The following is a 26,655-nucleotide window of genomic DNA, read 5'->3' on the forward strand; positions in this document are numbered from 1 at the left end:
ATTGATTTTGCCAAGCGCGCCTGTTAGCCCTTGTCCAACGACAAATGGAGAGGCTGACCATGTGCGGCATTGTTGGATTGTTCCTGAAAGACAAGAGCCTTGAACCTCAGCTGGGAGCCATGCTCTCGGATATGCTGATCACCATGACCGATCGCGGCCCCGATTCTGCGGGCATTGCGATTTACGGTGCAGGGGAAAAGGGTAAAGCGAAAATCACCATTCAATCACCGGAACCTTCGGTGGATTTTGCAGGCCTCGATGCTGACCTCACCAAGGCAGGGATTCCAGCGCAGGTGACAGTAAAAAGCACCCATGCGGTGATTGATATTGATGCGGCAAAGCTTGGCGATATTCGCGGTGTTTTGAGCGAAATTCGCCCAAACGTCCGCATCATGGGTTCTGGCGAAAGTGTCGAGATTTTCAAGGAAATCGGCCTTCCGAAAGATGTTGTGGCCCGCTTTGATGTGCGTTCCATGGGCGGCTCCCACGGTATTGGCCACACCCGCATGGCCACGGAAAGTGCAGTGACCACGCTGGGCGCGCATCCGTTCTCCACGGGGGCCGATCAGTGCCTTGTGCACAATGGCTCGCTCTCCAACCACAACAATTTGCGCCGCGAACTGATCCGTGAAGGCATCACTTTTGAGACTCAGAACGACTCTGAAGTGGCCGCCGCTTACCTCACGGCCGAAATGGCCAAGGGCAAGGATCTGGGACAGGCGCTAACCGGCGCGCTGGATGACCTCGATGGCTTTTTCACCTTCGTCGTCGGCACCAAATCCGGCTTTGGCGTGGTGCGCGATCCCATTGCCTGCAAGCCTGCGGTGATGGCCGAGACGGACCAATATGTGGCTTTTGGCTCTGAGTATCGCGCACTGGTCAACCTGCCGGGCATCGATACCGCCCGCATCTGGGAGCCAGAGCCAGCCACCGTTTATTTCTGGGACCACGAAAAAGCAGCGTGAGGGACGTATAATGCCTATCTTTGATCTTTCCCAAACCCCGCTGCGCGAGCTGAACAGTGCTTTGCATGCTGTGACATCCGGGGCCAATGACACCAATTTTGAAATCATCAATCCACGCGGCCATCATGCGGTGGCGGTTGGTATTGATAGTCCCGTTACCGTCGAGGTGAAGGGGTCTGTGGGCTATTATTGCGCGGGCATGAATGATGGTGGCACCGTCACCGTGCATGGCTCTGCCGGTCCCGGCGTGGCCGAAAACATGATGTCAGGCACCGTAATTATTGAAGGCGATGCCAGCCAATATGCCGGGGCCACGGGCCAAGGCGGGTTGCTGGTGATCAAGGGCAATGCGGCCTCGCGTTGCGGTATTTCCATGAAGGGGATTGATATTGTCGTGCAGGGCAATATCGGCCACATGTCAGCCTTTATGGGGCAATCCGGCCATCTGGTGGTGCTGGGCGATGCAGGCGAAGCGCTAGGGGATTCGCTCTACGAGGCCAAGCTGTTTGTGCGCGGCACGGTGAAGAGCCTTGGTGCAGATTGCGTTGAGAAACAGATGAAGCCCAAGCATCTGGAAAAGCTCGCAGAGCTTCTGACTAAAGCCGGAATCACCGATGTGAAGCCGGAAGAATTCAAGCGCTACGGCTCTGCCCGCAAGCTTTACAATTTCAACATTGACAACGCAGACGCCTACTAAGGCAAGGGGTAGAAGACCAATGAGCTACCATAATCCCAATACCCCGCCGCGCAAATCCGCGACCTTTGATGATTACACGCTGGCGGAAATCCGCCGCGCTGCCGCCACTGGTATCTATGATATTCGCGGCGCAGGCACCAAGCGCAAGGTGCCGCATTTTGATGATTTGCTGTTTCTTGGAGCCTCGATTTCGCGCTATCCGCTGGAAGGTTATCGCGAGAAATGCGACACATCGGTAGTGCTTGGCACGCGCTTTGCCAAAAAGCCGATCCACCTCAAAACCCCCATTACCATTGCGGGCATGAGCTTTGGCGCGTTGTCCGGCAATGCCAAGGAAGCCCTTGGCCGTGGTGCGACCATTGCCGGAACCTCCACCACCACAGGTGATGGCGGCATGACCGACGAAGAGCGCGGCCACAGCCAAACCTTGGTCTATCAATATCTGCCCTCGCGCTATGGCATGAACCCGAAGGATTTGCGCCGCGCCGATGCCATTGAAGTGGTGGTTGGCCAAGGCGCCAAGCCCGGCGGCGGTGGCATGTTGCTTGGCCAGAAGATTTCTGACCGCGTGGCCGCTATGCGCAATCTGCCCAAGGGTATCGATCAGCGCTCGGCCTGCCGTCACCCGGATTGGACGGGGCCGGATGATTTGGAAATCAAAATTCTGGAACTGCGCGAAATCACCAATTGGGAAAAGCCGATCTATATCAAGGTTGGCGGCGCAAGGCCCTATTACGACACAGCGCTGGCCGTAAAAGCCGGAGCCGATGTGGTGGTGCTGGACGGCATGCAGGGCGGCACGGCGGCGACGCAGGATGTGTTTATCGAAAACGTCGGCATGCCCACGCTGGCCTGTATTCGCCCAGCCGTTCAGGCGTTGCAAGATCTTGGCATGCATCGCAAAGTGCAGCTGGTCATCTCTGGCGGCATTCGCTCTGGTGCGGATGTGGCGAAAGCTCTGGCTCTGGGTGCCGATGCTGTGGCGATTGGCACGGCAGCGCTGGTGGCCATTGGCGATAACGACCCGAAGTGGGAAGAGGAATATCAAAAACTCGGCACCACCGCTGGCGCTTATGATGACTGGCATGAGGGCAAAGACCCGGCAGGTATTACCACCCAAGACCCCGAGTTGATGAAGCGGCTTGATCCGGTTCTGGCTGGTCGCCGTCTGGCCAATTACCTCAAGGTGATGACGCTGGAAGCCCAGACCATTGCCCGCGCCTGCGGCCATAACCGTCTGCACAATCTGGAGCCGGAAGATCTGGTGGCTCTGACCATGGAAGCCGCCGCCATGGCACAAGTGCCGCTGGCTGGCACCAACTGGTATCCGGGTAAGGGTGGTTTTTAAGTTTCATTGGCCGCGCATTCCTCCCAAGGGCGCGGCCTTTCCTTTCAACATGTGTCTCAATCCATAAAAACAGGGGAACGACGTGACACAGGACCTTGCACAATTCGCCGTTGAGCGCGGCATCAAATATTTCATGATCAGCTATACCGACCTGTTTGGCGCGCAACGCGCCAAGCTGGTGCCAGCCCAAGCCATTGCCGATATGCAAAAGGACGGCGCAGGCTTTGCAGGCTTCGCCACATGGCTGGACCTCACCCCCGCCCATCCCGATCTGTTTGCTGTTCCAGACGCATCTTCCGTGATCCAGCTGCCATGGAAAAAAGACGTGGCATGGGTCGCAGCCGATTGCGTGATGGACGACAAGCCGGTGGAGCAGGCTCCGCGTGTGATGCTGAAAAAGCTGGTCGAGGAAGCAGCCTCTATGGGGCTTCGGGTCAAGACCGGGGTTGAGCCGGAATTTTTCCTGATTTCGGCAGACGGCAAGACGATTTCTGACGAATTCGACACCGCTGAAAAGCCCTGCTACGACCAACAAGCCTTGATGCGCCGCTATGATGTGATTGCCGAAATCTGCGACCACATGCTGGAACTAGGCTGGAAGCCTTACCAAAACGACCACGAAGACGCCAACGGCCAGTTTGAAATGAACTGGGAATATGACGACGCGCTGAAAACCGCTGACAAGCATTCCTTCTTCAAATTCATGGTCAAATCGGTGGCTGAAAAGCATGGTCTGCGGGCCACCTTCATGCCAAAGCCGTTCAAGGGTCTCACGGGCAATGGCTGCCACGCCCATATTTCGGTGTGGGATAATGACGGCAAGATCAATGCCTTTGCTGATAAGGCCATGCCGTTTGGCCTGTCTGCCAAGGGCAAAACCTTCCTCGGCGGCATTATGAAACATGCTTCTGCACTGGCTGCCGTGACCAACCCAACCGTCAACTCCTACAAACGCATCAATGCGCCACGCACGGTTTCCGGTGCCACATGGGCTCCCAACACGGTGACATGGACTGGCAATAACCGCACCCATATGGTCCGCGTGCCGGGTCCGGGTCGGTTTGAACTGCGCCTGCCCGATGGTGCGGTGAACCCTTATTTGCTTCAGGCCATCATCATTGCCGCTGGTCTGTCTGGTCTGAAAACCAATGCCGACCCCGGCCCGCATTACGACATTGATATGTACCGCGAAGGCCATACGGTGACGGACGCGCCGAAGTTACCGCTCAACCTCTTGGATGCGCTTCGCGCCTATGAAGCCGATACCGAATTGCAGCATGCCTTGGGCATGGACTTCTCCAAAGCCTATCTGAAGCTCAAACAAGACGAGTGGACAAGCTATTGTTCGCAGTTCACCGCTTGGGAGCACCAGACAACACTGGATATCTGACATGAAGGGAATGCCAGGGGGGGGTCGCCCCCTGCTTTCGAATTAAAGCGTTGCTGTTGTCTGGCGGCTGGCAAGTTCCTCTATTCCAGCCTTCGCCTCGATCCCATCGCCTTTCAGCGTCAGATAGACGCCGAGCACAAAGGCGAGGGCGGCGATGAACAGCAGGTAATAGGCATGTGCCATCGGGTTGATCGGTAGCAGGCTGGCCACCGCAATCGGCGTCAATCCGCCGAAAATCGCGTAGGAGACATTGTAGGAAAACGACAGGCCGGTGAAGCGGACGGGTGCGGGGAAGGCGCGCACCATCACGTATGGCACGGCCCCGACGATGCCCACGGAAAGGCCCATCACGGCATAGAGCACAAACAGGACCGGAACCGAAACGCTTGCATAGGTGTAGAAGGCAAAGGTCGCGGCGGCTAAAAATACACTCCCAACCATTAAAAACCGCCCGGAGCCGAATTTATCGACAATCGCGCCGGATGCCGCTGTGCTGAAAATCAGGAACAATGTCCCGAAACTGGTGGCGGACAGGGCGATCTGCGCGCTGTAGCCATAGAGTTTTTGCAGGAGCGTGGCCGTCATCAGCGTGGTGACGACGAGGCAGGCGGCGAGCACCCAGGTCAAGGCCATGGAAATGATGACGGCAGCTGGATAATCGCGCAGCACGGTTTTCAGCGGCAGTTCCATCACCGTCGTCCGCGCCTGACGCATCTCGGCAAAAACAGGGGTTTCCTGAAGCCAGCGCCGCAGGTAGACGGCGACAAGGCCGAAGAAGCCGCCGAGGAAGAAGGGGATGCGCCAGGCATAGGCGGCGACATCTTCCGGCGTGAACATCGAATTGATGACGGTTGCGATCAACGAACCCAGCAGAATGCCGAGCGTCAGACCAGAGCAGAGAAAACCGCAGGCAAAGCCGACCCGGCGAAACGGCACATGCTCCGACACGAAGGTCCAGGCACCCGGCACCTCGCCACCGATGGCAACGCCCTGCAACAGCCGCATGACGATCAGCAACACGGGTGCGGCAATGCCGATGGAGGCATAGGTGGGCATGGCGGCCATGCCAAGGGTGGAAAGCGCCATCAGCAGGATGGAGAAGGCAAAGACTTTCTTGCGGCCAAACACATCGCCGAAATGGGCCAGGATCAACCCGCCCAGGGGGCGAACCAGATAGCCCGCAGCAAAAATCCCGAAGGTCTGGATCGTCACCAGCCAGTCCGGCATGTCTGCGGGGAAAAACAGCTTGCCGATTACGCCTGCGAAAAACACGAAGATGATGAAATCGTAGAATTCCAAGGCCCCGCCCAAGGCTGAAAGCCCGAGTGTGCGAAAATCTGCCCGGGTAAGCTGACGGGGAGGCGATGCCGGAGTGCTGATGGGGGACATGATCCTGCCTTGCGATAAAACCTATTCGGTTTGGTCGCCGATTATCTACAGGATTTCAAGGTGCAGAACAGGATTTACCCGTAAAGGGTGAGAGAATTGGTTCAGCAAGGCCCGCAGCGAAAGGATTTCCCATCATGATCGATGCGTCTATCTCCGAAATCAACCGCTTGCCGCACAGTGCCATGCTGATATCGAGCTCCCTGGCGATGATCTCCAGGGCTCGTTGTACGCCAGCCCGTCCGTCCGCGCCAAGCCCGTAGAGAAAAGGCCGGCCGATATAGGTCCCCTTGGCGCCCAGGGCCAAGGCCTTTAACACATCCTGGCCCGAGCGGATGCCGCCATCGATATGCACTTCGATCCGGTCTCCCACCGCCTCGACAATCGAGGTCAGCATGGAGATCGATGACGGCGCGCCGTCCAGCTGGCGACCACCGTGGTTGGAGACGATGATCGCATCCGCCCCGCTATCGGCGGCGGCGCGGGCGTCCTCTACATCAAGAATGCCCTTGAGGATCAATTTCCCGCCCCAGCGCTCCTTGATCCAGGCGACGTCGCTCCACGACAGTTTCGGATCGAACTGTTCCGCCGTCCAGGCCGACAGCGAAGACAGGCTGGAGACGTTTTTGGCATGGCCAATGATATTGCCGAAGTGACGCCGCCGTGTATTGGCCATGCCGATGCACCATTGCGGCCTGGTCGCCATCTGCCAGAGATGTTTCGGGGTGAATCTCGGTGGAGCCGACAGGCCATTGCGCAGGTCCCTATGGCGCTGTCCGAGGATTTGCAGATCAAGCGTCAACACCAGCGCCGAGCAATGGGCGGCCTTGGCGCGGTCGATCAGGCTGTTGACGAAATCGCGGTCCTTCATCACGTAAAGCTGGAACCAGAAAGGTCGGCGGGTATGAAGCGCGACATCCTCAATCGAGCAGATACTCATGGTGGACAGTGTGAAAGGCACCCCAAATGCCTCCGCTGCTTCCGCCGCGAGAATTTCCCCATCGGCATGCTGCATGCCGGTCATGCCGGTCGGGGCGAGCGCCACCGGCATGGTGACAGGCTCACCGATCATCGTGCTTTCCAGTGACCGCTCTGTCATATCGACCAGAACCCGCTGGCGCAGCTTGATACGGGCAAAATCACTCTCGTTGGCGTGGTAAGTGCTCTCGGTCCACGACCCGCTATCGGCATAGTCGAAGAACATTTTCGGGACACGGCGCCGTGCCTGGCGTTTCAGGTCATCGATTGTCAATGCTGTGGGCATGGCACCTTGTCCTTCCATATTTGCGCATCGTTTTGGACATGGTGTGCGGCCAAATTTCGGCGGTTGCAAGCGGTCCATAGTATCCGCTGAGAAAAAAGACTGCCCAGATTTCTGGTCGGCCTTCAGTTTGTTGACAAACCCCGATCTCGGCATTTCGTCACCCTCGGGCTTGTCCCGAGGGTCTGTTGCCGCCGAATAAGACGTTGAGGTTGTTGGATTAAATCAACGGGTTTAGATGCTCGGCAAAAGGCCGAGCGTGACGTCGAGGATAAATGCAGGCTTTGTCAGCGGTTTGAAGATCGTCCCGATTGCTGGACGGCCTTTAAACTGTCTCACGCCTAATGGCTCACTTCGTCGCCGTTGCCACGTTGATCTTGTCGATATCGGCGGCCAGGGCGTCATAGGTCTGTTGCAGCGTCAATTCGCCGACGATCAACTGGCTCATGCGCTGGACGATCTGCTGGTAAAGCGCCGAGCCGCCTTTTTTCTTTTCAAAGATCCGTGCTTCCTGCGGCACGTTCTTTTCGTTGTCGTTGAAGACGGCCATGGATGCCTTGGCATTGTCGTCCGTCAGCTTGTATTGTGGCTTGTCGATCTCCGCGCCCGTCAGGATCACGTAGTTTTCGGCAATCTCGCGCTGGACTTTTTCGGAGCCGAGAAATTCGATGAACTGGGCCACGGCTTCCGGGTATTTAGTGCGTTTGAAACCGGCGATGGCGGTGGCGCCCGGCATGGCATAGCAGCCAGCGGTGCCGCAGGGTGCGTTAATTGCGGTCCATTCGAAGGCGTCACCGATCTTCTTCTGGAACGGATTGACCATCCAGTTGCCAGCCAGATAGGTCACGACATTGCCGTTGACGAATTCGTCGCCCATGTTCTTGTATTGCGAGCCACCGGCAGCGCCCCACATTTCCTTGGGAAAGCTGCCATCCTTCGTCCAGTTGTAGAGATCGGCAATATAGGTCTTGGCGGCCTCATCGGGAAAGCTGAACTTGCCGTCCTTCACATAGGACGAGCCATAGGAAAAGGCGGCGCCGGAAAACCGGTGGCCGGAACGGTCCATGGTGAAGGGGATCTGTACGCCGGTCTTTTTCGCCACCCGGGCGGAAGCCTCAACGATGTCCTTCAGCGTTGCTTTCGGACCGGGCAGCGGCTCTTCCGCCTGCTCGAACAATGTCTTGTTGACGAAGGGCAGGTTCAGCGTCTGCGAGGCGACATAGCCATTAATCGATTGCGGGTCGTTGACGCCGGGCAGGCGCAACTGGTTGAGGCTTTCGCCATGCAGTTTCGCGTAACCATCCGGGTCCTTCATATAGGGCCGCATGTCGAGAAAGAAGGGTGCCAATTGCCAATCGGTGATCTTGGCCAGATCAGGGCCTTCGCCGACAGCCAGCTGCACCGGCAATTGCTTGGCGACAGCATCATAGCCCGAGGACACGAAATTGACCTTCACGTCAGGATGAGCGGCTTCGAACTGCTTGCTCAGCGCCGCCATATGCTCGACATAGGAGTGATCGTCATCGGTGAACAGAAAGGTGATGGTCTTGGTTTCGGCAAAGGCCGGATGGCTGAGCGCAAGTGCAGACAAGACGATGGCACTGACGCCTGACAGAATTTTCGACATGATTCCCTCCCGTAAAAATATTTTCATAATTGGCGCGACAATCCTCAATGTCACGCTCCTCCGCCCTCTTTTTGCGACTTGACAAACGCATCGTCAAGCTGTTTCGTTGGTGAAAATTCGGCGATCTCTGATTTTTCTATCGAAATTCGACCGAGTAAAAAATATTTTCATGATCGCAGGGAGGCGAGCCATGAACGATCATTTCGCGTCAGCAGCAAAAGACCCTGTTTACGAGGTCCGTACCGGGGAGACGATCACGTCCTGGCTGCTCTCGCCGCTTGCCGCCAGTGTGTTTGCAGGTATTGCAGCGCCCGCCGAGGACCGCGTCGATTACCGCTTCATCAACGGCTTCGTCGATGTCGGCGATCTGCCGTGCCGCAAGGCGTTCTGGGCGACGATGGTCGGGCGCGATCTGGCGCCGGAGCGCGACTGGGAGCCTGATCACCTCAATCTGCCGGGCGCCAATCGTCGGGTGGAATTCACCCATTTCTGGCATGTTCCGACCCATGTGCGCCGTTGGCTGCGCGGCACGTTCAGGGCCGCGGCGGCGAGAAGCCTGGCGCTGCGGCTGAAGACCTGCGGTGGGGTGCGGATCTGGGTGAATGGCGTGGAACAGGTTCGCTTCGAACCGTTCCGGCGCAATTTCGAATCCATGTCGGATGTCACCCTGCAACTGACCGAGGGCGATAATGACATTCTGGTTCACACCGAAGACCTGGCAGAACGCGACACGGTCTGGTTTGTCGAACTGGAAGTGACGGATGCAGAGCCAATTGCCGTGCTTTTGCCTGCGGTTCTGGATGGGGCGACGGTTGCGCGGCTGGAACGGCTGATGCGCAGCGTGCGCCCCGCTCGCGATGTGTTTTGCGGTCAACCGCTCGAATTGCTGTTCGATGAGGCGCCGCAGACCGATGTTCCGGTGGAGATCACCGTCTACAGCCATGGCCATGAGCGTGCCGTTCTGGCAAAGGCGCAGGCGGTGCTGCGCGCCGGGGATAGAACCCTTGCTGTGCAAGAAACACTCGGTATTGCTGATGGCTATCACGGCGTGCGGCTGCGCATGGGCGAGGGCGCCAGTGTGGCGAGCCGGGTGATCGATGCTGCTTTCCTCACCCGCGTACAGCCGGAGATTTCGCGGGATAGCCTGGGGGAGCGCAAACAGCAGGCGCTTGCCTACTCGGCCCTCCATGGTGCGCCGCGCATCGGGCGAGTGCTGGCCATGGCGGCCTGTGGGCAGGTGGATGACGCGGTGCTGCAGAAACTCCTGAGCGATACACTCGCCTCTATCGACCGGCGGGAGGATTGCTCGGATTTCATTCTTGTGCCGCTGTTGTGGCTGCTCGGCGCTTACCCTGATGTTCTAACGCTGGACCAGCGCGAACGGGTGCGCCAATCGGTGCTGAACTATCGCTATTGGGTCGATGAGCCGGGCAATGACACGATGTGGTTCTGGAGCGAGAACCATGTTCTCTGCTTCCATACCAGCCAGCTCCTGGCCGGTCAGTTGATGCCGGATGCGGTGTTTTCCGCGTCTGGCCGCACGGGAGAACAGCAGGCGGCGCTGGCCCGTCAGCGCCTGCATCGCTGGTTTGACAGCGTCGAGGCGCATGGATTGGCGGAATGGAATTCTGCTGCCTATTACCCTATTGATTTCATTGGTCTGCTGGCGCTGGACCATTGGGCGGAACCTGACATCGCCACCCGCGCTCGCCAGCAGCTGGACCTGATTTTTAGAATGATTGCCCTGCATACGCTGGCGGGCGTGCCTGCCGGATCGCAGGGCCGCGCCTATGACAAGGAATTGCGGGCCGGGCCGCTGACGGAACTCGCTCCTTTCGCCTGGGTGGCGTTTGGAGAGGGCTGGCTGAATGGCGGCGTTGCCTCGCTGCCCATGTTCTGCGCCAGCCAGTATCAGCCGCCGGAGGATCTGGTTCCACTGGCGAGGCTGAAGCACGGACGAAACATCGAGGCGCGGTATGCGCAGGGGCTGGAAAGCGGCAAGCTTGTGGTGTTCAAGACCCACGCCTCGCAGCTTTCGACGGTGGTTGATCATAAGACCGGACGCAAAGGCCATCAGCAGCATGTGCTGGATATCAGGCTGGCTGGCCATCCGATGGCGCGGCTCTGGATCAACCATCCCGGCGAAGACGATCCGTGGGGATCGCAGCGTCCTTCCTATTGGGCGGGAAGCGGCATCCTGCCCCGCGTCGCGCAATATCGCGATACCGCCCTGCTGATTGCCGATACGCAAGGCGGACGCCTGCCGTTCACCCACGCCTATCTGGGCATAGACGGTCTGGACGAGGTGATCACTGAGGAAAACTGGGTCTTCGCCCGCTCGGGACAAGGGTTTGCCGCCCTTTACAACAGTCACGGCCTGGAACCGATGGACGCAGGCGCGACAGCGGGCCGCGAACTGCGGGCGTTGGCTCCGATTTCGGGTTGGGTGGCCATTGTCGGCGCCGGGGACGCGCCGGCTTTCGAGATTTTCTGTGAAAAGGCACGAGCAACCAGCATCGATTTCGATCCGCTGGCGAGAACTCTTCGAGTTCATCCCCCGGGCCGTGAGGCGCTGTTTTTGGCGTATGACGGCGACTTTCGGCTGGGGACACGTCCGCTGCCCTTCCAACATGAACAGCCGCAACCGGTGCTGACCTATGACAGCACTCAACCGGATCAGGGTGAAACCACCCCATTATATCAGTAGATGGATCAGACCATGCATCAGCCAGACACCGGCCATCCGGCCCTCCAAAAGACAATCGACAAGGTGGCGGTGGCTTTCAGCCGCCTCAAGGGCATCAAGGAGGGCTTGAGCGGGGAAGGCAGCGCAAGCGGCATTCAGTTTGACGAATGGGATTGGGAAGTCGGCGTCGGTCTTTACGGCTTCCTGCGCCGCGCCATCGCCAGCGGGGACAGGAAGGCGATCAATGATCTCGTTGATTGGTATGCCATGCAGATCGGTCGCGGCCTGCCGCCACGCCAGATCAACAGCACGGCACCTATGCTGCCGCTGGCCATCCTGATCGGTCATGTGGACCGGCCCGATTTCAATGCGCTGGTAGAGGATTGGGCGGAATGGCTGGTGAAAAGCCTGCCGAAAACCGAGGATGGCGGCTTTCAGCATGTGGTCAAGGAACGCCTGAACGAAGGCGAGCTTTGGGATGATACCCTGTTCATGGCTGGGTTGTTTCTGGCGCAGGCCGGTGTTCATTTTGGCCGCAAGGACTGGATCGATGAGGCCGTCTATCAGTTCATGATCCACGCCCGTTATCTCTCGGACCCAGTCTCCGGTCTCTGGTATCACGGCTGGACCTTTATCGGTCGTCATAACTTTGCCCGCGCCTTCTGGGCGCGTGGCAATGCCTGGATCACCGTAGCGATCCCGGAACTGTTCTTCCTGGTGCCGGATCTCGCGGAAAAGGACCGCCGCTTTCTGGCCAATGTGCTGAAAAGCCAGTTGCGTTCGCTGAAAGCCTTCCAGTGCGAGGACGGCATGTTCCACACGCTGCTGGATGATCCGACCTCGCCGCTGGAAACCTCGGCCACCGCTGGGATTGCCTATGGCATCCTGCGCGGTATCGAGGCGGGCATTCTACCGGTGGCGGATAAGCTCCATGCCGACAGGGCGCTGGATGCTGTGTTGCGTCATATCGATGACGAGGGTGTGGTGCTGGGTGTCTCGGATGGCACGCCGATGGGGCATGATCTGGATTTCTACCGCCGTATTCCCAACCTGCCGACCCCTTACGGTCAGGCGCTGGCTCTGCTGCTGCTGACCGATGTCGCACTGGCCCAAACGGCTGCGACCCAGGAGAAAACCGTATGACCCAGGTGCTGGACATTGTCATCGATCATCAGCACGGCGACCGCACGCAAACCATTCAGGCGGCAATGGACCATGTGTCTGCCTCTGGCGGCGGCAGGGTTTCGCTTGCCGCCGGATCGCATCAGGTTGGCGGGCTGACGCTTCGCTCCGGTATCGAGTTGCATCTGGGGGAGGGAGCCGTATTGCGACCCGTGCCGGATTATCAGGCCTATGGCGACAATATCGTCTCTGTCATTGCCGAAAAATCCAATCGGGGCATGTTGGTGGCGCGCGGCGCGGACACCATCGCGCTGACCGGGCCGGGCTGCATTGATGCTGGCGGAGACGCATTCATTGCCGGTGACGATGTCAGCGTCGGCGTATTCATTCCGGCGGAGTTTCGGCCACGTGTTCTGGTGCTGGAGGGGTGCCGGGGCGTGCGGCTCGACCATCTCCAAGTCGAAAACTCGCCGATGTGGACGCTGCATTTCGTCAATTGTGAGGATGTGAGCCTTGCCAATGTGGCGATCCGCAACAATTGCCGCCTGCCCAATACCGATGGCATTGTGCTGGACGCCTGCCGCCGCGTGCTGATCGAGGATTGCACGATCGCCACCGCCGATGACGGTGTCTGCCTGAAAACCAGCGTTGGGCCGGATGGCAAGGCCATCGGCACCTGCGAGGATGTGCTGGTGCGCCGCTGCACCGTCTCCAGCCAGAGCTGCGCGCTGAAGCTGGGGACTGAAAGCTTCGGTGATTTCTCCCGCGTGGTGTTCGAGGATTGCCGGGTTGAGCAATCCAACCGGGGACTGGGGATTTTTTCCCGCGATGGCGGCAAGGTCTCCGATGTCAGGTTCTCGCGCATCACCCTGGATTGCCGGGAGACGCCGGACGGGTTCTGGGGCTCCGGCGAGGCACTGACGGTGACGGTGGTGGACCGGGTGCCGGAGCGCCCGGCGGGTGCGGTGCGGGGATTGGTTGTCGAGGATATTACCGGGCGGATGGAAGGGACGGTCAACCTCGTCTCCATGGCCGGTGCCGGTATTCACGATGTGGCCTTGCGGCGAGTGCATCTGGCCCAGCAACCCGGGGTGCTTGGCACCGCGTTGCGCTATGATATGCGCCCAACCAATGCCGATCTCGCACCTTCGCCGGAAGCTCATGGCCGGGCCAATGCCTGGACGCGCGGCGCGGACGGACGCATTGTCGGGCTGATCGACTATCCGGGCGGAATGCCGGGCGTGTTTGCCAGCGGGGTGGAAGGGCTGACCGTAAACGATCTCGTTATCGACAGGCCGCAGCCTCTGCCGGATGGTTGGAACCGTCTGGATCTCGTTCAGCACCAAAATTAATGCATCTGGGAGGATGATATGGGAGCGTTGACACTCAAGGATCTCAACAAGTCCTACGGCGCGGTGAAGGTGCTGCATGACATAGACCTGACCATTGAGGACGGCGAATTCGTCGTCTTCGTCGGTCCGTCGGGCTGCGGAAAATCCACCCTGCTGCGGATCATCGCCGGATTGGAGGATGTGACGACAGGCGCCATCGCCATCGATGGTCGCGACGTTTCTCAGCTGTCGCCCGCCGAACGCAAGATCGCCATGGTGTTCCAGTCCTATGCGCTGTACCCGCATATGAGCGTGCGCAAGAATCTGGCCTTCGGGCTGGAAAACCTGAAATTCAAGCGGGCCGAAATCGAGGCGCGGATCGCCGAAGCCGCAAGGATGCTGGCTATCGAGCCCTATCTGGACCGCAAGCCGCGCCAGCTCTCGGGAGGTCAGCGCCAGCGTGTGGCGATTGGCCGGGCGATTGTACGCGAACCGGAAATCTTCCTGTTCGATGAGCCACTCTCCAATCTCGATGCGGCCCTGCGGGTCCAGACCCGCGCGGAAATTACCCGACTGCACCGCGACATCAAGACGACGATGATCTACGTGACCCACGACCAGGTAGAGGCCATGACCATGGCGGACAAGATCGTGGTGTTGAAAGGGGGCCGGGTCGAGCAGGTGGGAACGCCGCTCGATCTGTTTAACAATCCTTGCAACCTGTTCGTGGCGGGCTTCCTCGGTTCGCCCCGGATGAACATGCTGAAAGGCCGGATCGTCAGCTTTCAGAGTGGTGAGGCGCTGATTGATGTTGGCTATCCACAGCAACTCACCGCCTCTGTTGATGAGACGGCGGCAAAGCCGGGCCAGGAGGTCATGGTTGGCATACGCCCGGCGCATTTTCAGCGGGTCGAGACGGGTGGCCTGCCATTCATTGTCGGCTATTGCGAGAGCCTTGGTACTGAGACCTACCTCTATGGCCGGATGGAAGGGCAGGAAGAACAGGTCATTTTGCATCAGCCCGGCCATTTCGTCGCCCCGGAAGCAAGCCGTTTGGCGGTCGCGCCCTTGGCTGGCACGGTGCATGTGTTCGATCCGGTTTCCGGCCTGACGCTGACCCGACGCCGCCACCAGGTCAGCGGAGGCCTTGCTGCATGAGCCAGTTTGCCGATATCGCTGATCGCGCTCTGAACCGCGTCATGCTGGTGGTGGAAGCGCCGCTGAACGGGCTGGAGCGGCTGTTTGGCCGCAAGCGCATGCCGTATTTCTTCCTGGCGCCCAATCTGGTGCTGTTCGGCATTTTCACCTTTTTGCCGATTGCCATTTCCATCGGCTATGCCTTTACCGGTGGCACCAATCTGTTCGTTTCCGAGCGCCCCTATGTCGGGCTCGACAATTTTCGTCAATTGCTGACCTGCGGCGATTATATGCAGCCGGGAACCTGCACGGAATCGCTGTTCTGGACCGCGATCTGGAACACGCTGTGGTTTGTCGGCTTCAATGTCGTGGCGACCTTGCTGGTATCGCTGATCACGGCGCTTATCCTCAACCGCGCCATGGTGGCGCGTGGGTTTTTCCGGGCGATGTTCTTTTATCCTGTGCTGCTGTCACCTGTGGTGATCGGCTTGATCTGGAAATGGTTTCTGGACCGCAACGGCTTGCTCAACGCCTTCCTGCAAATGCTCGGCGTACCGCCAGAGATCTTCCTGCTGGAGGTTGGCTGGTCACGGTTTTTCGTCGTCGTGGTCTCCGTCTGGTTCCATATGGGCTTCTACACGCTGATCCTGCTGGCGGGCTTGCAGGCCATTCCCAAAGATCTCTATGAGGCGGCGGCTATCGATGCGGCAACCCCGCGCCGGGTGTTGTTTCGCATTACCCTGCCGCTCTTGGCGCCCAACCTGCTGGTGGTGCTGATCCTACTGATGATCCGGTCCGTACAGATTTTCGACGAGGCCTGGGTGCTGACCAATGGCGGCGGGCCGGGCACGGCCAACAGCTTTATCGTGCAATATATCTATCAGATGGCGTTCGGCAGCGATCTTCGGCTGTTTGGTCTCGCCTCGGCGGCGGCAACCCTGATGGGCTGCGTGCTTTTGGTGCTGACCCTGCTGCAACTTGGCCTCTCCAAGAAAATGGAGCAGTGATATGAGCCTCAATCCCGTAACCTTCCTGACCCGCACCCGCCGCCAAGGTCGCATTGGCGTGACCGATGTGCTGGCATGGCTCTGGCTGATCCTCGGCACGTTGGCGGTGCTGGTGCCGGTGGTCTGGGCGGGTCTGTCCTCGATGAAACCAGCTGCCGAAATCACCCGTTTTCCACCGACGCTTCTGCCGCGAGACGCGGTGGAAGTGACGGTCAAGGGCTATGACAAGCCGCTTAGCCTCTGGCAGGTCAGCAGTGATGGCACGACCCGGCAGATGGCCATGGTGCGGCGCATCGGCCTGAAGGCGCAGATGGTCGATCCCGAAAACCCGCAGGCGCCAGTCAGCGTCGATACCCGCACGATCACGCCGGTCCAGAGCCTGACGATTGCCACGGAAAACTACACGGACCCTTTGACCCGGTTTGCCTTCCTGACATTCCTCAAAAACTCGGTCTTCGTCACCGTGGTGGCGACGGCTCTCACCTTGATCGTCAATGCCTTGGCGGCCTTTGCCCTGTCGAAATATCGGTTCCGGGGCGACAAGGCAGTGTTCGTGCTGATTATCTCAACCTTGATGATCCCGCTGACCGTTGTGATGGTGCCCGCCTATCTGGTCATTGTCGGGGTCGGGCTGGTGGATAATCTCTGGGGCGTCATCATCCCGACCATTGCTTCGCCGACCGGGGTGTTCCTGCTCAGGCAATATATGCTGACCATTCCCGACGAGTTGATCGAAGCGGCGCGGGTGGATGCGGCCAGCGAATTCAGGATCTTCTGGCGGATTGTCCTGCCGTTGACGGCGCCCGCCTTGGCGGTCCTGGCGATTTTCTCGGTTCTATGGCGCTGGAACGACTTTCTCTGGCCGCTAATCGTGCTCAGCAGCCGTGAGAATTTCACCCTTCAAGTCGGACTCAATGCCTTTCAGGGCGAGTTTTCGGTGCAGTGGAATTACATCCTCGCCATGACCTTCCTCAGCCTGATGCCGGTGACGCTGGTCTTTCTGTTCCTGCAAAAATACATCACCACAGGCATTGCCGGGACGGGCATGAAATAAGCGCCTGAACGTTATTAACAGCGTGGCGGTGCGATGCTGCCGCGCAGGATAAGGCGACATCCCAGTTCCAGCCGATGGGCGGGGCGCAGCGGATCGATGGAAACCAGCCGCTGCTCGATCAGGCTGAGGGCCGCAGCGCCAAGCCTTGCACTGGGCAGTTGAATGGTCGAGAGCGGTGGATTGCTGAACTCGCCTGGCAGGATATCGTCGCAGCCCAGCACGGATATGTCTTCGGGAACCTTGATGCCCGCCTTGGCGAGAGTTTTGAGACAGCCGAGCGCCAGATTATCGGCGGCACAAAAAATCGCGGTGGCCTGTTTCAGCGATGGGTCATGGGTCAACAATTCGCGCAAAACCTTTTCACCCTCGGCTGGCTCGTAGCTTTCGGCCTCGACCACCATGTCGACGGGGGCTTGCAGCCCGGCGGAGAGAAAGGCGTCGAGATACCCGTCGTAACGGCGGCGGATGGTGGTGCGGCCCGGCCATGTCACATGCAGAATGCGACGGTGGCCCAGCGCCAGCAGATGCTCGATGGCCTGGCGCGCGCCGAACCGGTTTCCGGCGGTGACCGTATCGATGCGCATCGACGGATCTTCGCCATTGATGATGACAGATGGTATCGCCAATTGCGCCAGGGCGCGGATAAATTCCGGCCTGTCGTCATTGATGATGACGATGCCATCGACTTTTTCGGCAGTGGCAATCCGCTTCACCTCAGCGGCGTCGATACGATTGCCCGGGGTGACGCAAGGGACGATGCGGATCGCCCGACGCTCGCATTCCTCGCGCAGCCCGTTCATGACGGTCCAACTGACCAGATTGAGATCGCTTTGCGGGGCAGCGTCGCCGGCAACCGCCAGAACAATGCAGCGCAGCGTGGCAATGGTCGCCTTGTTGCGCCGTTTTTCCAGATAGCCCAGTCGTTGGGCAGACGCGATCACCCGCTCGCGCACCTCCGCCGTCAGCGGAGCGGTGCCGTTCAATGCATGCGACGCGGTGCTGATCGAGACGCCGGCGTCCAGCGCCACGTTTTTCAGGCTGATCTTCGCTGTCACGCTTTATCCTCAAAGACGCGTGGATATGAACGCAGCATAATCCAGCAGAGCCGATAGGTCACGAGCCGATACGACGCCGTTCGCGGCTCAAATCGAAGATCTGGATGCCATCCCTTGGGCGGCCGCGGTTGCGCCATTTCGGATGTTTCAGCGTGTAGGTGGCGTCGTCGTAACCAGCCTGCCAATGTTCGTTGATGGAGGCGCGCGAAAATTCATAGTCCATCGAGTGGGTGGCGTGGGCGGCGCGCCGGTGAATGAGGTGGACGATGGTAACGTCATATTCCTGGCCGACGGAGCGCAGCAGCTTGGCATCCTCGTCATCGTGAAATTCCGGCGGCAGCTTGTCCAGCAGGCGTTTTGCGGCCCGGCGGATCACCTGCTTGCGGGCGAATTCGTCGGTATTCATCCGGGTTCGGCTGGAAAAACGGATCTCCTTGGTGCGGCTTTCCACCTCGAACTGGTCCTTCGGCATGTCGCCGCGGGCGCTGAACAGATCGACCTGGAAAATGTCGAGGTCCCGCTGGCTTTCATTGGTTTCCAGCACATGCTGCAAAGGCGTGTTGGACACCAGACCGCCATCCCAATAAAACCGGCCATCGATTTCAACCGGTGGAAAACCGGGCGGCAGCGCGCCGGAAGCAGCGATATGGCGGGCATCGAGCCTGGTGTGACGATTGTCGAAATAGGCGAAATTGCCCGAGAGTACATCCACGGCACCCAGGCTGAGACGTGTGGTGCCATCATTCAGCAATTTGAAATCGATCAGATTGTTTAGCGTCTTTATCAGCGGTTCGGTGTCATAAACGCTGACGCGGTAATCGGGATTGAGCAACACTTGCTGCGGCGTGGGCAGGCGCGGTGAAAAGAAACCGGGAATGCCAAACATCATGCCGGTCAGCGCGGAGAGATCGTTGGTCGTGCGTCGCGCAGCGGTGTCTTGATCGCCGAGGTAGAAATTCAGCTGCGAAGACACCATGTCCCAGAAGGCGCGCAAGTTCTCCACCCGCTTTTCCCTGGGACTGCCTGCAATCAGCGCCGAATTGATCGATCCAATGGAAATGCCGGCCAGCCAATCCGGATCGACATCATGGGCGTGAAGCGCCTCATAAGCGCCAGCCTGGTAAGCACCCAACGCCCCCCCACCCTGAAAGACAAAAATACGATCGGTGGCGGCATTGGTCTCGGACGACAGCATCGGCATTCACCATGGATTATTGCATCGGATTATTGCATCGCGGTGAAGATAGCCGCTTTTCCGCGCTATTCCAGTATCTTGCTGCCTCACTTATCGTTTATGGCAAAATAATTTGCTCTGAATCATCTATGAGATCCGTGCGCCGGTAAGGCGCACGGATCTGGTTATTTTTCAGGCGGCCAGATCGAGCACGATCCGTCCGTCGATCTTACCCTCCCGCATGCGGTCGAAAATCGCATTGATATTTTCCAGCTTGTCCCAGGAGAAATGGGCAGCGACCTTGCCTTCACCGGCAAATTGCAGCGATTCCTCAAGATCCTGACGGGTGCCGACAATCGAGCCGCGCACCGTAATGCGCTTCAGCACGGTTTCAAACACCGGCAGCGAAATGAAGCCGGGCGGCAGGCCGACCAGCGCCATCGTGCCCTTGGAGCGCAGGAAGCCATAGGCCTGTTCCATCGCTTTGGGGGAAACGGCTGTCACCAGCGCGCCGTGAACGCCACCGGTGGCTTTCTGTACCTGCTCGATAGCGTCGGCTGCCCGGCCATTGACGACCACATCGGCGCCCAGCTTCTTGGCCAGTTCCAGCTTGTCGTCGAAAATATCGGCGGCCACTACATGCATGCCCATGGCCTTGGCATATTGCACAGCCATGTGGCCAAGCCCGCCAATGCCTGAAATCACCACCCATTCGCCGGGTCGCACTTCGGTTTCCTTCAGGCCCTTATAGACGGTGACACCTGCGCAGAGAATGGGAGCGGCGGTGCCGAATTCCAGGTTGTCAGGCAGGCGGCCAACATAATCGGGATCGGCAAGGCCGTATTGGGCAAAGGTGCCGTTGACCGAATAGCCGGTATTCTGCTGGCTGCCGCAGAGCGTTTCCCAGCCGGTGCGGCAGGGATTGCAGCAGCCGCAGGCGGTATGCAGCCAGGGAACGCCGATCCGGTCGCCTTCCTTGATCCGGGTGACACCGGCGCCAAGCTTGGCGACAAAGCCGACGCCTTCGTGGCCGGGAATGAAAGGCGGGTTGGGCTTGACCGGCCAATCGCCGCTAATGGCATGCAGGTCGGTATGGCAAACGCCGGTCGCCGCGTATTTGACCAAAATCTGGCCAGGACCGGGTTCGGGGATCGGCATTTCCTCAATGGTCAGCGGCTTGCCGAATTCGCGCGCAACAGCGGCTTTCATCATCGATGCCATGATTTCCTCCATAGAAATTGATGTTTTAAAAACTCAACATCGTGTCCCGGCTCATGCTGAGACTATGGAGGACCCTAGTGCAGGGCGGGGCGATTGCTTTTGATTGATATCAATCCGCCCCGCTTTGTTGTGGCAGGCGTTCTTATGCCAGGTTCTTTTTCAGAAAGGCCACGCTGCGCGACCAGGCAAGGTCTGCGGCCTCCTTGTTATAGCGGGCCGCCGACGTGTCATTGTTGAAGGCATGATTGACGCCATCATAGACAAAGATTTCAGCTTGCTTGCCATTGGCCTCAAGCGCCTTGCGATACGTATCGATCCCGGCATTGATGCGCTCGTCAAGGCCAGCGTAATGCAGCATCAAGGGTGCGTTGATTGCTGGCACCTGTTCGGCTGGCGGCTGGGCCCCATAATAGGCGACACCGGCCCCAAGCTGCGGTGAGGCGATAGCCAACCGATTGACCATGCCACCTCCCCAGCAAAATCCGATGGCGCCAACCTTGCCGTTGACGCCCTTCACGGCAGCGAGATAGCCACGGCTGGCCTCGGCATTGTTCACCGTAGTGCCCAGATCGAGCGTGGTGAACATGTCGCGGGCCTTGTCCTCGTCTTCCGGCGTGCCGCCCTGTGGTGATAGAAAATCGGGCGCCAGCGTAACGAAGCCTTCCAGCGCCAACCGACGTGTTACATCCTGGATATGCGGGTTGAGGCCTCGGTTTTCGTGGATGACGATCACGCCGGGCAGGGCGGTCTTGGCGTCTTTTGGGGTGACGAGATAGCCCTTCATCTCGCCGCTCGCGCCGGGATAGGTGACCATTGAGGCAGTCAACCGCTCATCGTTTTCCGGCGTCAGTGCTGCATTGGCCTTGTTGGCCGCCAGCATTGGCATAATGGCTGCGGCAGCAGCGCCCGAACCGGCAAGCTTCGTGAGCTTTTCCATGAAGCCTCGGCGGTCCAGGCTGAGATGGGTGTATTCATCATAGGCGTTGATCATCGCCTGGGTGATTGCTGGGGTAACGGCTGGCTTTTCCATCAGTGTCCTCCACAAGATTGTCCAGTCTAAAACATAGAAAACCCGAACCGGCATCCAATGTTCACTGGAGGCCAATCCGGGCTTTCATCAACACTTATTCGTGACCGCGATGTTTTTTATGCAGCGCCAGGATAATTCGGGCTTTCGCGGGTAATGGTAACGCCGTGCGGATGGCTTTCGCGCAGGCCCGCGCCGGAAATCCGCACGAAGGTCGCCTTTTCCTGGAAATCCTTGATGTCCTTGCCGCCGACATAGCCCATGGCGGCCTTGAGGCCACCTGCCAGCTGGTGCAGCACGGCAGAGACCGGACCCTTATAAGGCACCTGGCCCTCGATGCCTTCCGGCACCAGCTTCAGCGTATCGCGCACTTCCGCCTGGAAATAGCGGTCCGCCGAGCCACGCGCCATGGCGCCAACCGAACCCATGCCGCGATAGGCCTTGAAGGAACGGCCCTGGTAGAGAAACACTTCGCCGGGGCTTTCATCCGTGCCAGCCAGCAGCGAGCCGACCATGACGGCGGAGGCACCGGCGGCAATCGCCTTGGCCAGATCGCCGGAGAACTTGACGCCGCCATCGGCGATAACAGGAATATCCAGCTTATGGGCTGCCTCGACGGCTGCCATGATGGCCGCCAGCTGCGGTACGCCGACGCCTGCGACGATACGGGTCGTGCAGATCGAGCCGGGCCCGATGCCGACCTTGACGCCATCGGCGCCTGCATCGATCAGGGCGCGGGTACCATCGCCGGTGGCAACATTGCCAGCAATGATCCGCACCGAGTTCGACATTTTCTTCACGGCGGTCACGGCATCCAGCACCCGCTGCGAATGGCCGTGGGCGGTATCGACGACGATCACGTCGACACCGGCCTCGATCAGCCGTTCGGCCCGTTCGCGTCCGTCATCGCCGGTGGAAATGGCGGCGGCGACCCGCAGGCGACCCTGAAAATCCTTGGCGGCGTGAGGGTTGAGCTGCGACTTTTCGATATCCTTGACGGTGATCAGGCCGACGCAGCGGCCTTCATTGTCCACTACCAGCAGTTTTTCGATCCGGTGGCTATGCAGAAGACGCTTGGCTTCCTGCTGCTCGACGCCATCCTTGACGGTGATCAGGTTGTCACGGGTCATCAATTCATGGATCTTCTGGGAATGATCCGAGGCAAAGCGCACATCGCGGTTGGTGAGAATGCCGACCAGGCGACCGGGACGGCCACCGTTTTCGACCACCGGAATGCCGGAAATGCCGTGGGCCTTCATAAGGCCGAGTGCTTCGGCCAGCGTTGCTTCCGGATGAATGGTGACCGGATTGATCACCATGCCGCTTTCGAATTTCTTGACCTGGCGAACCTCTTCGGCCTGTTCAGTCGGTGTCAAATTGCGGTGGATAACCCCAAGGCCACCAGCCTGGGCCATGGCAATCGCCAGCCGGCTCTCGGTGACCGTATCCATGGCGGAAGACAGGATGGGGAGCGAAAGATCGATATCCTTGGCGATCCGGGTGGAGATATTCGTCTGGCCCGGCATGACTTCCGAATGTCCGGGCTGGAGGAGAACATCGTCAAAGGTAAGCGCTTCTGCGCCGGTTGCCGAAATTACGATCCGTGCCATGCCAATATCCTTCATATGAATAGGCAGAGTCCTCCAGAAAAGCGATTTTCCTCTGGATTCCTTTGCATGTAATGCTTGGAGGTTGGCGAGGGCTGGTAACACGTTCATGACAGGAAGGGAATAGCAAAAGCATGGATTGTGGATGACGTCAGTCATCCCTCTTTTTAAACATCCTGCCGCTGTTCTGGGGGTGTCGATTTTTCCCGCGCGCTGGCGGCAAGGCCATCGGCCAGCGCTTCCATATCGGCTTGGCGGGCGCTGGATCGCCGCCAGATCAGGCCGATTTCGCGGTAGGGCGGCGGATCGGTAAAGGGAATGATGCGGATCTTGTTGCGGCTGGTTTCGGTCTCGATCGCCATTTCGGGAATCAGCGTCATGCCCATATCGTGGGAAACCATCTGGAGCAGTGTCGCCATGGAGGTTGCGCCGAAATTGACCATGCTGCGCCGGCTGGCGGTTTTGCAGACGGCCAGCGCCTGATCGCGCAGGCAATGGCCTTCCTCCAGCAGCAGCAACCGGTCGGTGTCCACGTCCGCTTCCACCAGGGGAGACAGAAGCACGGCGTCGTCATTACGGGCCACGGCCATGAAAAACCGATCGACCAGCAGGCTGCGGCAGACCAGAGCGTCCGCATACACCGGCAGCGCCGCGACGACCGCATCCAGTTTGCCGTCATTAAGGTCGGACAGCAGCCGATCGGTGACTGCTTCCTTGAGTTCGATCTCGATCAGAGGATGATTTTGCCGCAGATAAGGCACCATGCGCGGCACCATATAGGGGGCGACGGTGGGTATGATGCCGATCCGCACCAGGCCTTCCAACATGCCGCCATTGTTGCGCGCCGCCTGTTCCAGCCGGTCTATTCCCGCCAGGACCTCGCGCACATGGGCCAGGATTTCCAGCCCCTTGGTGGTCAGGATTGTGCTGGCGCGCGTACGCTCAATCAGCATCACACCGAGATGCTTTTCCATCTCCATGATCTGCGCCGAAAGCGCGGGTTGGCTGACATGGACGACATCGGCAGCCCGACCGAAATGCAGTGTGGTGGCAAGCGCATCGAAGTAGCGCATTTGACGAATGGTCAGCATGATAGGATTTCCAAATCGAATTTAGAAATAAATACGATTGGAAATTATCAGTCGTCAATGGAACACTGCATCCATTAAGAGAAAACACTGTTTTAAAATCAATTTGGCGAAGGCAGCCTTCCGAAGGAGGAGGCCATGACGGATTTCTCGGAGAATAGAGACCGCAACTGGAATTGCCGGAACTGGCATTCATGTGCCGGGATCGATCATTGGGCGCCAACTGGCATATTTCAAACTGGTACATCCAGACGCTGAAGCAAGTATTCATACTGCCTTTGGGCAGTTTCCAGCTTCGAAGCAGATACGATCCAGCATCGCCGCTGAACAACCCTACACGTATCTGGACACCTCTAAAAACCTCCCCATTTTCCGCGTTTCATGATTCAATCCGGCCAGTGTGATTTTCTGGGAGCGGATGATGCGTGGGCAACCGGGCTTTTGGGATTTGGATGATCGTTACGAACGGCTGAGTGCCGTCGGCGATCCGCTGGAGAAGCTCAACAGCATCATTCCATGGGCGATATTTGAAAAACCTTTAGCGAAGGCGCTGAAGCGGTCCGACGGATCGAAGGGTGGACGTCCACCATTTCCGTCGGTTCTGATGTTTAAAATCCTGGTGCTGCAAGCGCTTTATAATCTCTCCGACGACCAAGCGGAGTTTGTTATCCAGGACCGGCTGTCGTTTATGCGTTTCCTTGGCCTTTCCCTTTCGCAGAAGGTGCCGGATGCCAAGACGATCTGGCTGTTCCGAGAGAGTTTGGTGCGTGCAGGTGCCATTGATAATCTGTTTGCCCGTTTCGACAAGCATCTCTCACGTTCCGGATATCTGGCCAAAGGCGGGCAGATCGTTGACGCCACGATCATCCAGGCTCCCAAGCAACATAACAGCCAGGACGAGAAAGACGCGATCAAGGCCGGCGAAATCCCTGAGGACTGGAAGGATAAACCCGCCAGGCTGGCCCAGAAGGACCGCGACGCGCGATGGACAGTGAAGTATTCCAAGGCGAAACGGCCAACGGAGACGCCGACGTCGACGACGACTGGCCAGCACGATATTGCCATTCCAATGTTTGGTTACAAAAACCATGCAGGCATCGACCGAGCCCATGGCTTTATCCGGGGATGGACGGTGACGAGTGCGAGCGCCCATGACGGAGCCCAGCTTCGAAACGTAGTGACCAAAGACAATACCGCGTCGACGGTCTGGGCCGATACGGCCTATCGCTCCAAGACCAACGAGGAATGGTTGCAGGACAATGGCCTAAAGTCCGACATCCATCAGAAGAAGCCAAAGGGCAAACCCATGCCGGAGGCGATGTCGCGCGCCAACGGCCGTCGTTCGAAGGTCCGCTCCGCCATCGAACATGTCTTTGCGCGGCAGAAGGACAAGATGAAGCTCTTCGTGCGCACCATCGGAATCAGCCGAGCGAGGGTGAAGATCGGCATGGCCAATATCACCTACAACATGCTTCGCTATGTCTGGCTGACTGGAAAACCACGGACCGCATAACGCGCAGCTGGCCGGAAGGCCGAAATGCATGCCGCAGATGCGGCAATCATCACAAAAAATGGGCGATCATCCGCGCGAGTTCATCGCGGAAATACATCCACGGCACCATCTTGCCAACTGCGACCGGTAAATCGAGGTGTCCATCTGTTTCGAAAAGGGGCGTCAGAAGCCGTTTTGGCACGGTTTCTGACCCCCTGTTTTATATGGGTTTACTACTTTGCATTAATCAAAACTGAACACCCTTCCAATAGAGCCCTTACCTGTGGTCCACATGATGTGGAAATTATCCTAGGACAGGACGGAATGGGGACGGCGATGAAAATGCCGAATGAAAGCTCGCGAATCAATCCACGCAAGCAGCCAAAACAGAAGCGCAGTATCCAGCGTGTGGAAAATATTCTGAATTCGGCGGAGTTTCTTATTATCAAGCATGGGGTTTCCCAATTGCGCATGACGGATATTGCCGCGAATGCCGGCGTACCTGTGGGCTCCGTCTATCAATTCTTTCCGCAGAAAGCGGCTGTGCTTAAAGCCATCATGGACATGCGCCTGACCAGCCTGGCCGAGGATATTACCATGCGGTTAACGGATGTGCGCGACGAAGCCGATGCGCGCGCCCGTCTGGTGGACCTGATCGAGCGCGGCGCGCGCCTGCATCGTGACAATCCGCTATGTCGGGAATTCTGGATCGCGATGTCGACCGATCCGGATCTCGGCGCGCTGCAATACAAGGCTCAGGAAGACATTGGCGCGTTGGCGATGAGATGGCTGGGGCCGTTTGCCAGTGGTGGGGATGGGCAGGGTAAACACAATCGTTTCCTGCTGGTTGCAGTCCTGACCGGAGCGGTTTTCCGCGCCATCGCCGAAAAGCATGAGCGCGCCTGGGCGATGTTGGACGAGTGGAAAAAAGCCGCATGCGCCATGCTGTTTCAACCAGCGCAAAAGTGATTGCGACAGGT

The 26,655-nt window shown here is 58.6% G+C and carries 21 protein-coding genes; 12 read left to right on the top strand and 9 right to left on the bottom strand.

The annotated features are described in order from the left end of the window. The first annotated feature begins 59 nt into the window (after nt 1-59). The 4 genes from V6582_RS25950 (at nt 60) to glnT (ending at nt 4,400) form a co-directional block, all read left to right on the top strand. Nucleotides 60-965 carry a class II glutamine amidotransferase gene (locus tag V6582_RS25950; RefSeq protein ID WP_070165584.1) on the top strand — a complete coding sequence of 302 codons (906 nt, stop codon included), beginning with the start codon at nt 60-62 and terminating at the stop codon, nt 963-965. 10 nt (nt 966-975) lie between these two features. Beyond that, the gene (locus V6582_RS25955; protein WP_156632390.1) at nt 976-1,662 is read left to right on the top strand and encodes a GXGXG domain-containing protein; all 687 of its coding nucleotides are present in this window, start codon (nt 976-978) and stop codon (nt 1,660-1,662) included. 19 nt (nt 1,663-1,681) lie between these two features. Continuing rightward, nucleotides 1,682-3,010, top strand: a complete 1,329-nt coding sequence (locus V6582_RS25960) for an FMN-binding glutamate synthase family protein (RefSeq protein WP_156632389.1) — start codon at nt 1,682-1,684, stop codon at nt 3,008-3,010. Between the two features lie 82 nt (nt 3,011-3,092). After that, the gene (gene glnT, locus V6582_RS25965; RefSeq protein ID WP_337739291.1) at nt 3,093-4,400 is read left to right on the top strand and encodes a type III glutamate--ammonia ligase; all 1,308 of its coding nucleotides are present in this window, start codon (nt 3,093-3,095) and stop codon (nt 4,398-4,400) included. 42 nt (nt 4,401-4,442) lie between these two features. On the opposite strand, the gene V6582_RS25970 is transcribed toward glnT, so the two are convergent. The 3 genes from V6582_RS25970 to V6582_RS25980 form a co-directional block, all read right to left on the bottom strand. Continuing rightward, nucleotides 4,443-5,789: an MFS transporter gene (locus V6582_RS25970; RefSeq protein ID WP_156632388.1), complete on the bottom strand. Its 1,347-nt coding sequence runs from the start codon at nt 5,787-5,789 to the stop codon at nt 4,443-4,445. Nucleotides 5,790-5,844: 55 nt separating this feature from the next. Beyond that, nucleotides 5,845-7,050 carry an alpha-hydroxy acid oxidase gene (locus V6582_RS25975; protein WP_156632387.1) on the bottom strand — a complete coding sequence of 402 codons (1,206 nt, stop codon included), beginning with the start codon at nt 7,048-7,050 and terminating at the stop codon, nt 5,845-5,847. A gap of 346 nt (nt 7,051-7,396) precedes the next feature. Further along, a complete protein-coding gene (locus V6582_RS25980; RefSeq protein WP_156632386.1) occupies nt 7,397-8,674 on the bottom strand; it encodes an ABC transporter substrate-binding protein in 1,278 nt (425 codons plus the stop codon). A 190-nt stretch (nt 8,675-8,864) separates the two neighbouring features. On the opposite strand from V6582_RS25980, the gene V6582_RS25985 reads away from it, so the two are divergent. The 6 genes from V6582_RS25985 to V6582_RS26010 are packed head-to-tail and all read left to right on the top strand — an operon-like array spanning nt 8,865 to nt 17,011. Next, on the top strand, nt 8,865-11,381 hold the full coding sequence (locus V6582_RS25985; protein ID WP_156632385.1) for a hypothetical protein: 2,517 nt from the start codon (nt 8,865-8,867) through the stop codon (nt 11,379-11,381). A gap of 12 nt (nt 11,382-11,393) precedes the next feature. Continuing rightward, the gene (locus V6582_RS25990; protein ID WP_156632384.1) at nt 11,394-12,503 is read left to right on the top strand and encodes a glycoside hydrolase family 88/105 protein; all 1,110 of its coding nucleotides are present in this window, start codon (nt 11,394-11,396) and stop codon (nt 12,501-12,503) included. Next, a complete protein-coding gene (locus V6582_RS25995; protein ID WP_156632383.1) occupies nt 12,500-13,834 on the top strand; it encodes a glycoside hydrolase family 28 protein in 1,335 nt (444 codons plus the stop codon). Before V6582_RS25990 ends, V6582_RS25995 begins: the two co-directional genes overlap by 4 nt. A gap of 18 nt (nt 13,835-13,852) precedes the next feature. After that, on the top strand, nt 13,853-14,971 hold the full coding sequence (locus V6582_RS26000) for an ABC transporter ATP-binding protein (RefSeq protein ID WP_156632382.1): 1,119 nt from the start codon (nt 13,853-13,855) through the stop codon (nt 14,969-14,971). Continuing rightward, nucleotides 14,968-15,957 (top strand): carbohydrate ABC transporter permease, encoded by a 990-nt coding sequence (locus tag V6582_RS26005; RefSeq protein WP_070147383.1) that lies wholly within the window; start codon nt 14,968-14,970, stop codon nt 15,955-15,957. Before V6582_RS26000 ends, V6582_RS26005 begins: the two co-directional genes overlap by 4 nt. Nucleotide 15,958: 1 nt before the next feature. Continuing rightward, the gene (locus V6582_RS26010; RefSeq protein WP_156632381.1) at nt 15,959-17,011 is read left to right on the top strand and encodes a carbohydrate ABC transporter permease; all 1,053 of its coding nucleotides are present in this window, start codon (nt 15,959-15,961) and stop codon (nt 17,009-17,011) included. 14 nt (nt 17,012-17,025) lie between these two features. Here the strand turns inward: V6582_RS26010 and V6582_RS26015 are convergent, their stop codons facing one another. The 6 genes from V6582_RS26015 to V6582_RS26040 form a co-directional block, all read right to left on the bottom strand. Continuing rightward, nucleotides 17,026-18,066 carry a LacI family DNA-binding transcriptional regulator gene (locus V6582_RS26015; RefSeq protein ID WP_337739289.1) on the bottom strand — a complete coding sequence of 347 codons (1,041 nt, stop codon included), beginning with the start codon at nt 18,064-18,066 and terminating at the stop codon, nt 17,026-17,028. Nucleotides 18,067-18,124: 58 nt separating this feature from the next. After that, complete coding sequence (locus tag V6582_RS26020) at nt 18,125-19,261, bottom strand: DUF3734 domain-containing protein (RefSeq protein ID WP_156632380.1); 1,137 nt, start codon at nt 19,259-19,261, stop codon at nt 18,125-18,127. A gap of 171 nt (nt 19,262-19,432) precedes the next feature. Next, complete coding sequence (gene adhP / locus V6582_RS26025; RefSeq protein ID WP_156632379.1) at nt 19,433-20,461, bottom strand: alcohol dehydrogenase AdhP; 1,029 nt, start codon at nt 20,459-20,461, stop codon at nt 19,433-19,435. Nucleotides 20,462-20,603: 142 nt separating this feature from the next. Further along, entirely contained in the window at nt 20,604-21,491 is an 888-nt protein-coding gene (locus V6582_RS26030) for a dienelactone hydrolase family protein (RefSeq protein WP_156632378.1), read from the bottom strand. 116 nt (nt 21,492-21,607) lie between these two features. After that, a complete protein-coding gene (guaB, locus tag V6582_RS26035) occupies nt 21,608-23,098 on the bottom strand; it encodes an IMP dehydrogenase (RefSeq protein WP_156590150.1) in 1,491 nt (496 codons plus the stop codon). Nucleotides 23,099-23,262: 164 nt separating this feature from the next. Beyond that, nucleotides 23,263-24,186 carry a hydrogen peroxide-inducible genes activator gene (locus V6582_RS26040; RefSeq protein ID WP_156632377.1) on the bottom strand — a complete coding sequence of 308 codons (924 nt, stop codon included), beginning with the start codon at nt 24,184-24,186 and terminating at the stop codon, nt 23,263-23,265. A 418-nt stretch (nt 24,187-24,604) separates the two neighbouring features. Here V6582_RS26040 and V6582_RS26045 point away from each other — a divergent pair, with 418 nt between their 5' ends. Together V6582_RS26045 and V6582_RS26050 are read left to right on the top strand one after the other, a co-directional pair. Beyond that, nucleotides 24,605-25,696, top strand: a complete 1,092-nt coding sequence (locus V6582_RS26045; RefSeq protein WP_349508847.1) for an IS5 family transposase — start codon at nt 24,605-24,607, stop codon at nt 25,694-25,696. Between the two features lie 24 nt (nt 25,697-25,720). Continuing rightward, complete coding sequence (locus tag V6582_RS26050; protein ID WP_349508991.1) at nt 25,721-26,644, top strand: TetR family transcriptional regulator; 924 nt, start codon at nt 25,721-25,723, stop codon at nt 26,642-26,644. The last annotated feature ends 11 nt before the right edge of the window (nt 26,645-26,655 follow it).

The organism is Agrobacterium vitis, from assembly GCF_037039395.1.
Taxonomy (GTDB): domain Bacteria; phylum Pseudomonadota; class Alphaproteobacteria; order Rhizobiales; family Rhizobiaceae; genus Allorhizobium; species Allorhizobium vitis_E.

What these genes read in the sequence shown, in the direction of transcription:
- V6582_RS25980 (WP_156632386.1), bottom strand. Translation starts at nt 8,674, where the DNA reads ATGTCGAAAATTCTGTCAGGCGTCAGTGCCATCGTCTTGTCTGCACTT.
- V6582_RS25990 (WP_156632384.1), top strand. Translation starts at nt 11,394, where the DNA reads ATGCATCAGCCAGACACCGGCCATCCGGCCCTCCAAAAGACAATCGAC.
- V6582_RS25975 (WP_156632387.1), bottom strand. Translation starts at nt 7,050, where the DNA reads ATGCCCACAGCATTGACAATCGATGACCTGAAACGCCAGGCACGGCGC.
- adhP (WP_156632379.1), bottom strand. Translation starts at nt 20,461, where the DNA reads ATGGCATCGATGATGAAAGCCGCTGTTGCGCGCGAATTCGGCAAGCCG.
- V6582_RS26020 (WP_156632380.1), bottom strand. Translation starts at nt 19,261, where the DNA reads ATGCTGTCGTCCGAGACCAATGCCGCCACCGATCGTATTTTTGTCTTT.
- guaB (WP_156590150.1), bottom strand. Translation starts at nt 23,098, where the DNA reads ATGGCACGGATCGTAATTTCGGCAACCGGCGCAGAAGCGCTTACCTTT.
- V6582_RS25985 (WP_156632385.1), top strand. Translation starts at nt 8,865, where the DNA reads ATGAACGATCATTTCGCGTCAGCAGCAAAAGACCCTGTTTACGAGGTC.
- V6582_RS25995 (WP_156632383.1), top strand. Translation starts at nt 12,500, where the DNA reads ATGACCCAGGTGCTGGACATTGTCATCGATCATCAGCACGGCGACCGC.
- V6582_RS26030 (WP_156632378.1), bottom strand. Translation starts at nt 21,491, where the DNA reads ATGGAAAAGCCAGCCGTTACCCCAGCAATCACCCAGGCGATGATCAAC.
- V6582_RS25960 (WP_156632389.1), top strand. Translation starts at nt 1,682, where the DNA reads ATGAGCTACCATAATCCCAATACCCCGCCGCGCAAATCCGCGACCTTT.
- V6582_RS26050 (WP_349508991.1), top strand. Translation starts at nt 25,721, where the DNA reads ATGCATGCCGCAGATGCGGCAATCATCACAAAAAATGGGCGATCATCC.
- V6582_RS25970 (WP_156632388.1), bottom strand. Translation starts at nt 5,789, where the DNA reads ATGTCCCCCATCAGCACTCCGGCATCGCCTCCCCGTCAGCTTACCCGG.
- V6582_RS26040 (WP_156632377.1), bottom strand. Translation starts at nt 24,186, where the DNA reads ATGCTGACCATTCGTCAAATGCGCTACTTCGATGCGCTTGCCACCACA.
- V6582_RS26045 (WP_349508847.1), top strand. Translation starts at nt 24,605, where the DNA reads ATGCGTGGGCAACCGGGCTTTTGGGATTTGGATGATCGTTACGAACGG.
- V6582_RS26005 (WP_070147383.1), top strand. Translation starts at nt 14,968, where the DNA reads ATGAGCCAGTTTGCCGATATCGCTGATCGCGCTCTGAACCGCGTCATG.
- V6582_RS26000 (WP_156632382.1), top strand. Translation starts at nt 13,853, where the DNA reads ATGGGAGCGTTGACACTCAAGGATCTCAACAAGTCCTACGGCGCGGTG.
- V6582_RS26010 (WP_156632381.1), top strand. Translation starts at nt 15,959, where the DNA reads ATGAGCCTCAATCCCGTAACCTTCCTGACCCGCACCCGCCGCCAAGGT.
- V6582_RS25950 (WP_070165584.1), top strand. Translation starts at nt 60, where the DNA reads ATGTGCGGCATTGTTGGATTGTTCCTGAAAGACAAGAGCCTTGAACCT.
- V6582_RS25955 (WP_156632390.1), top strand. Translation starts at nt 976, where the DNA reads ATGCCTATCTTTGATCTTTCCCAAACCCCGCTGCGCGAGCTGAACAGT.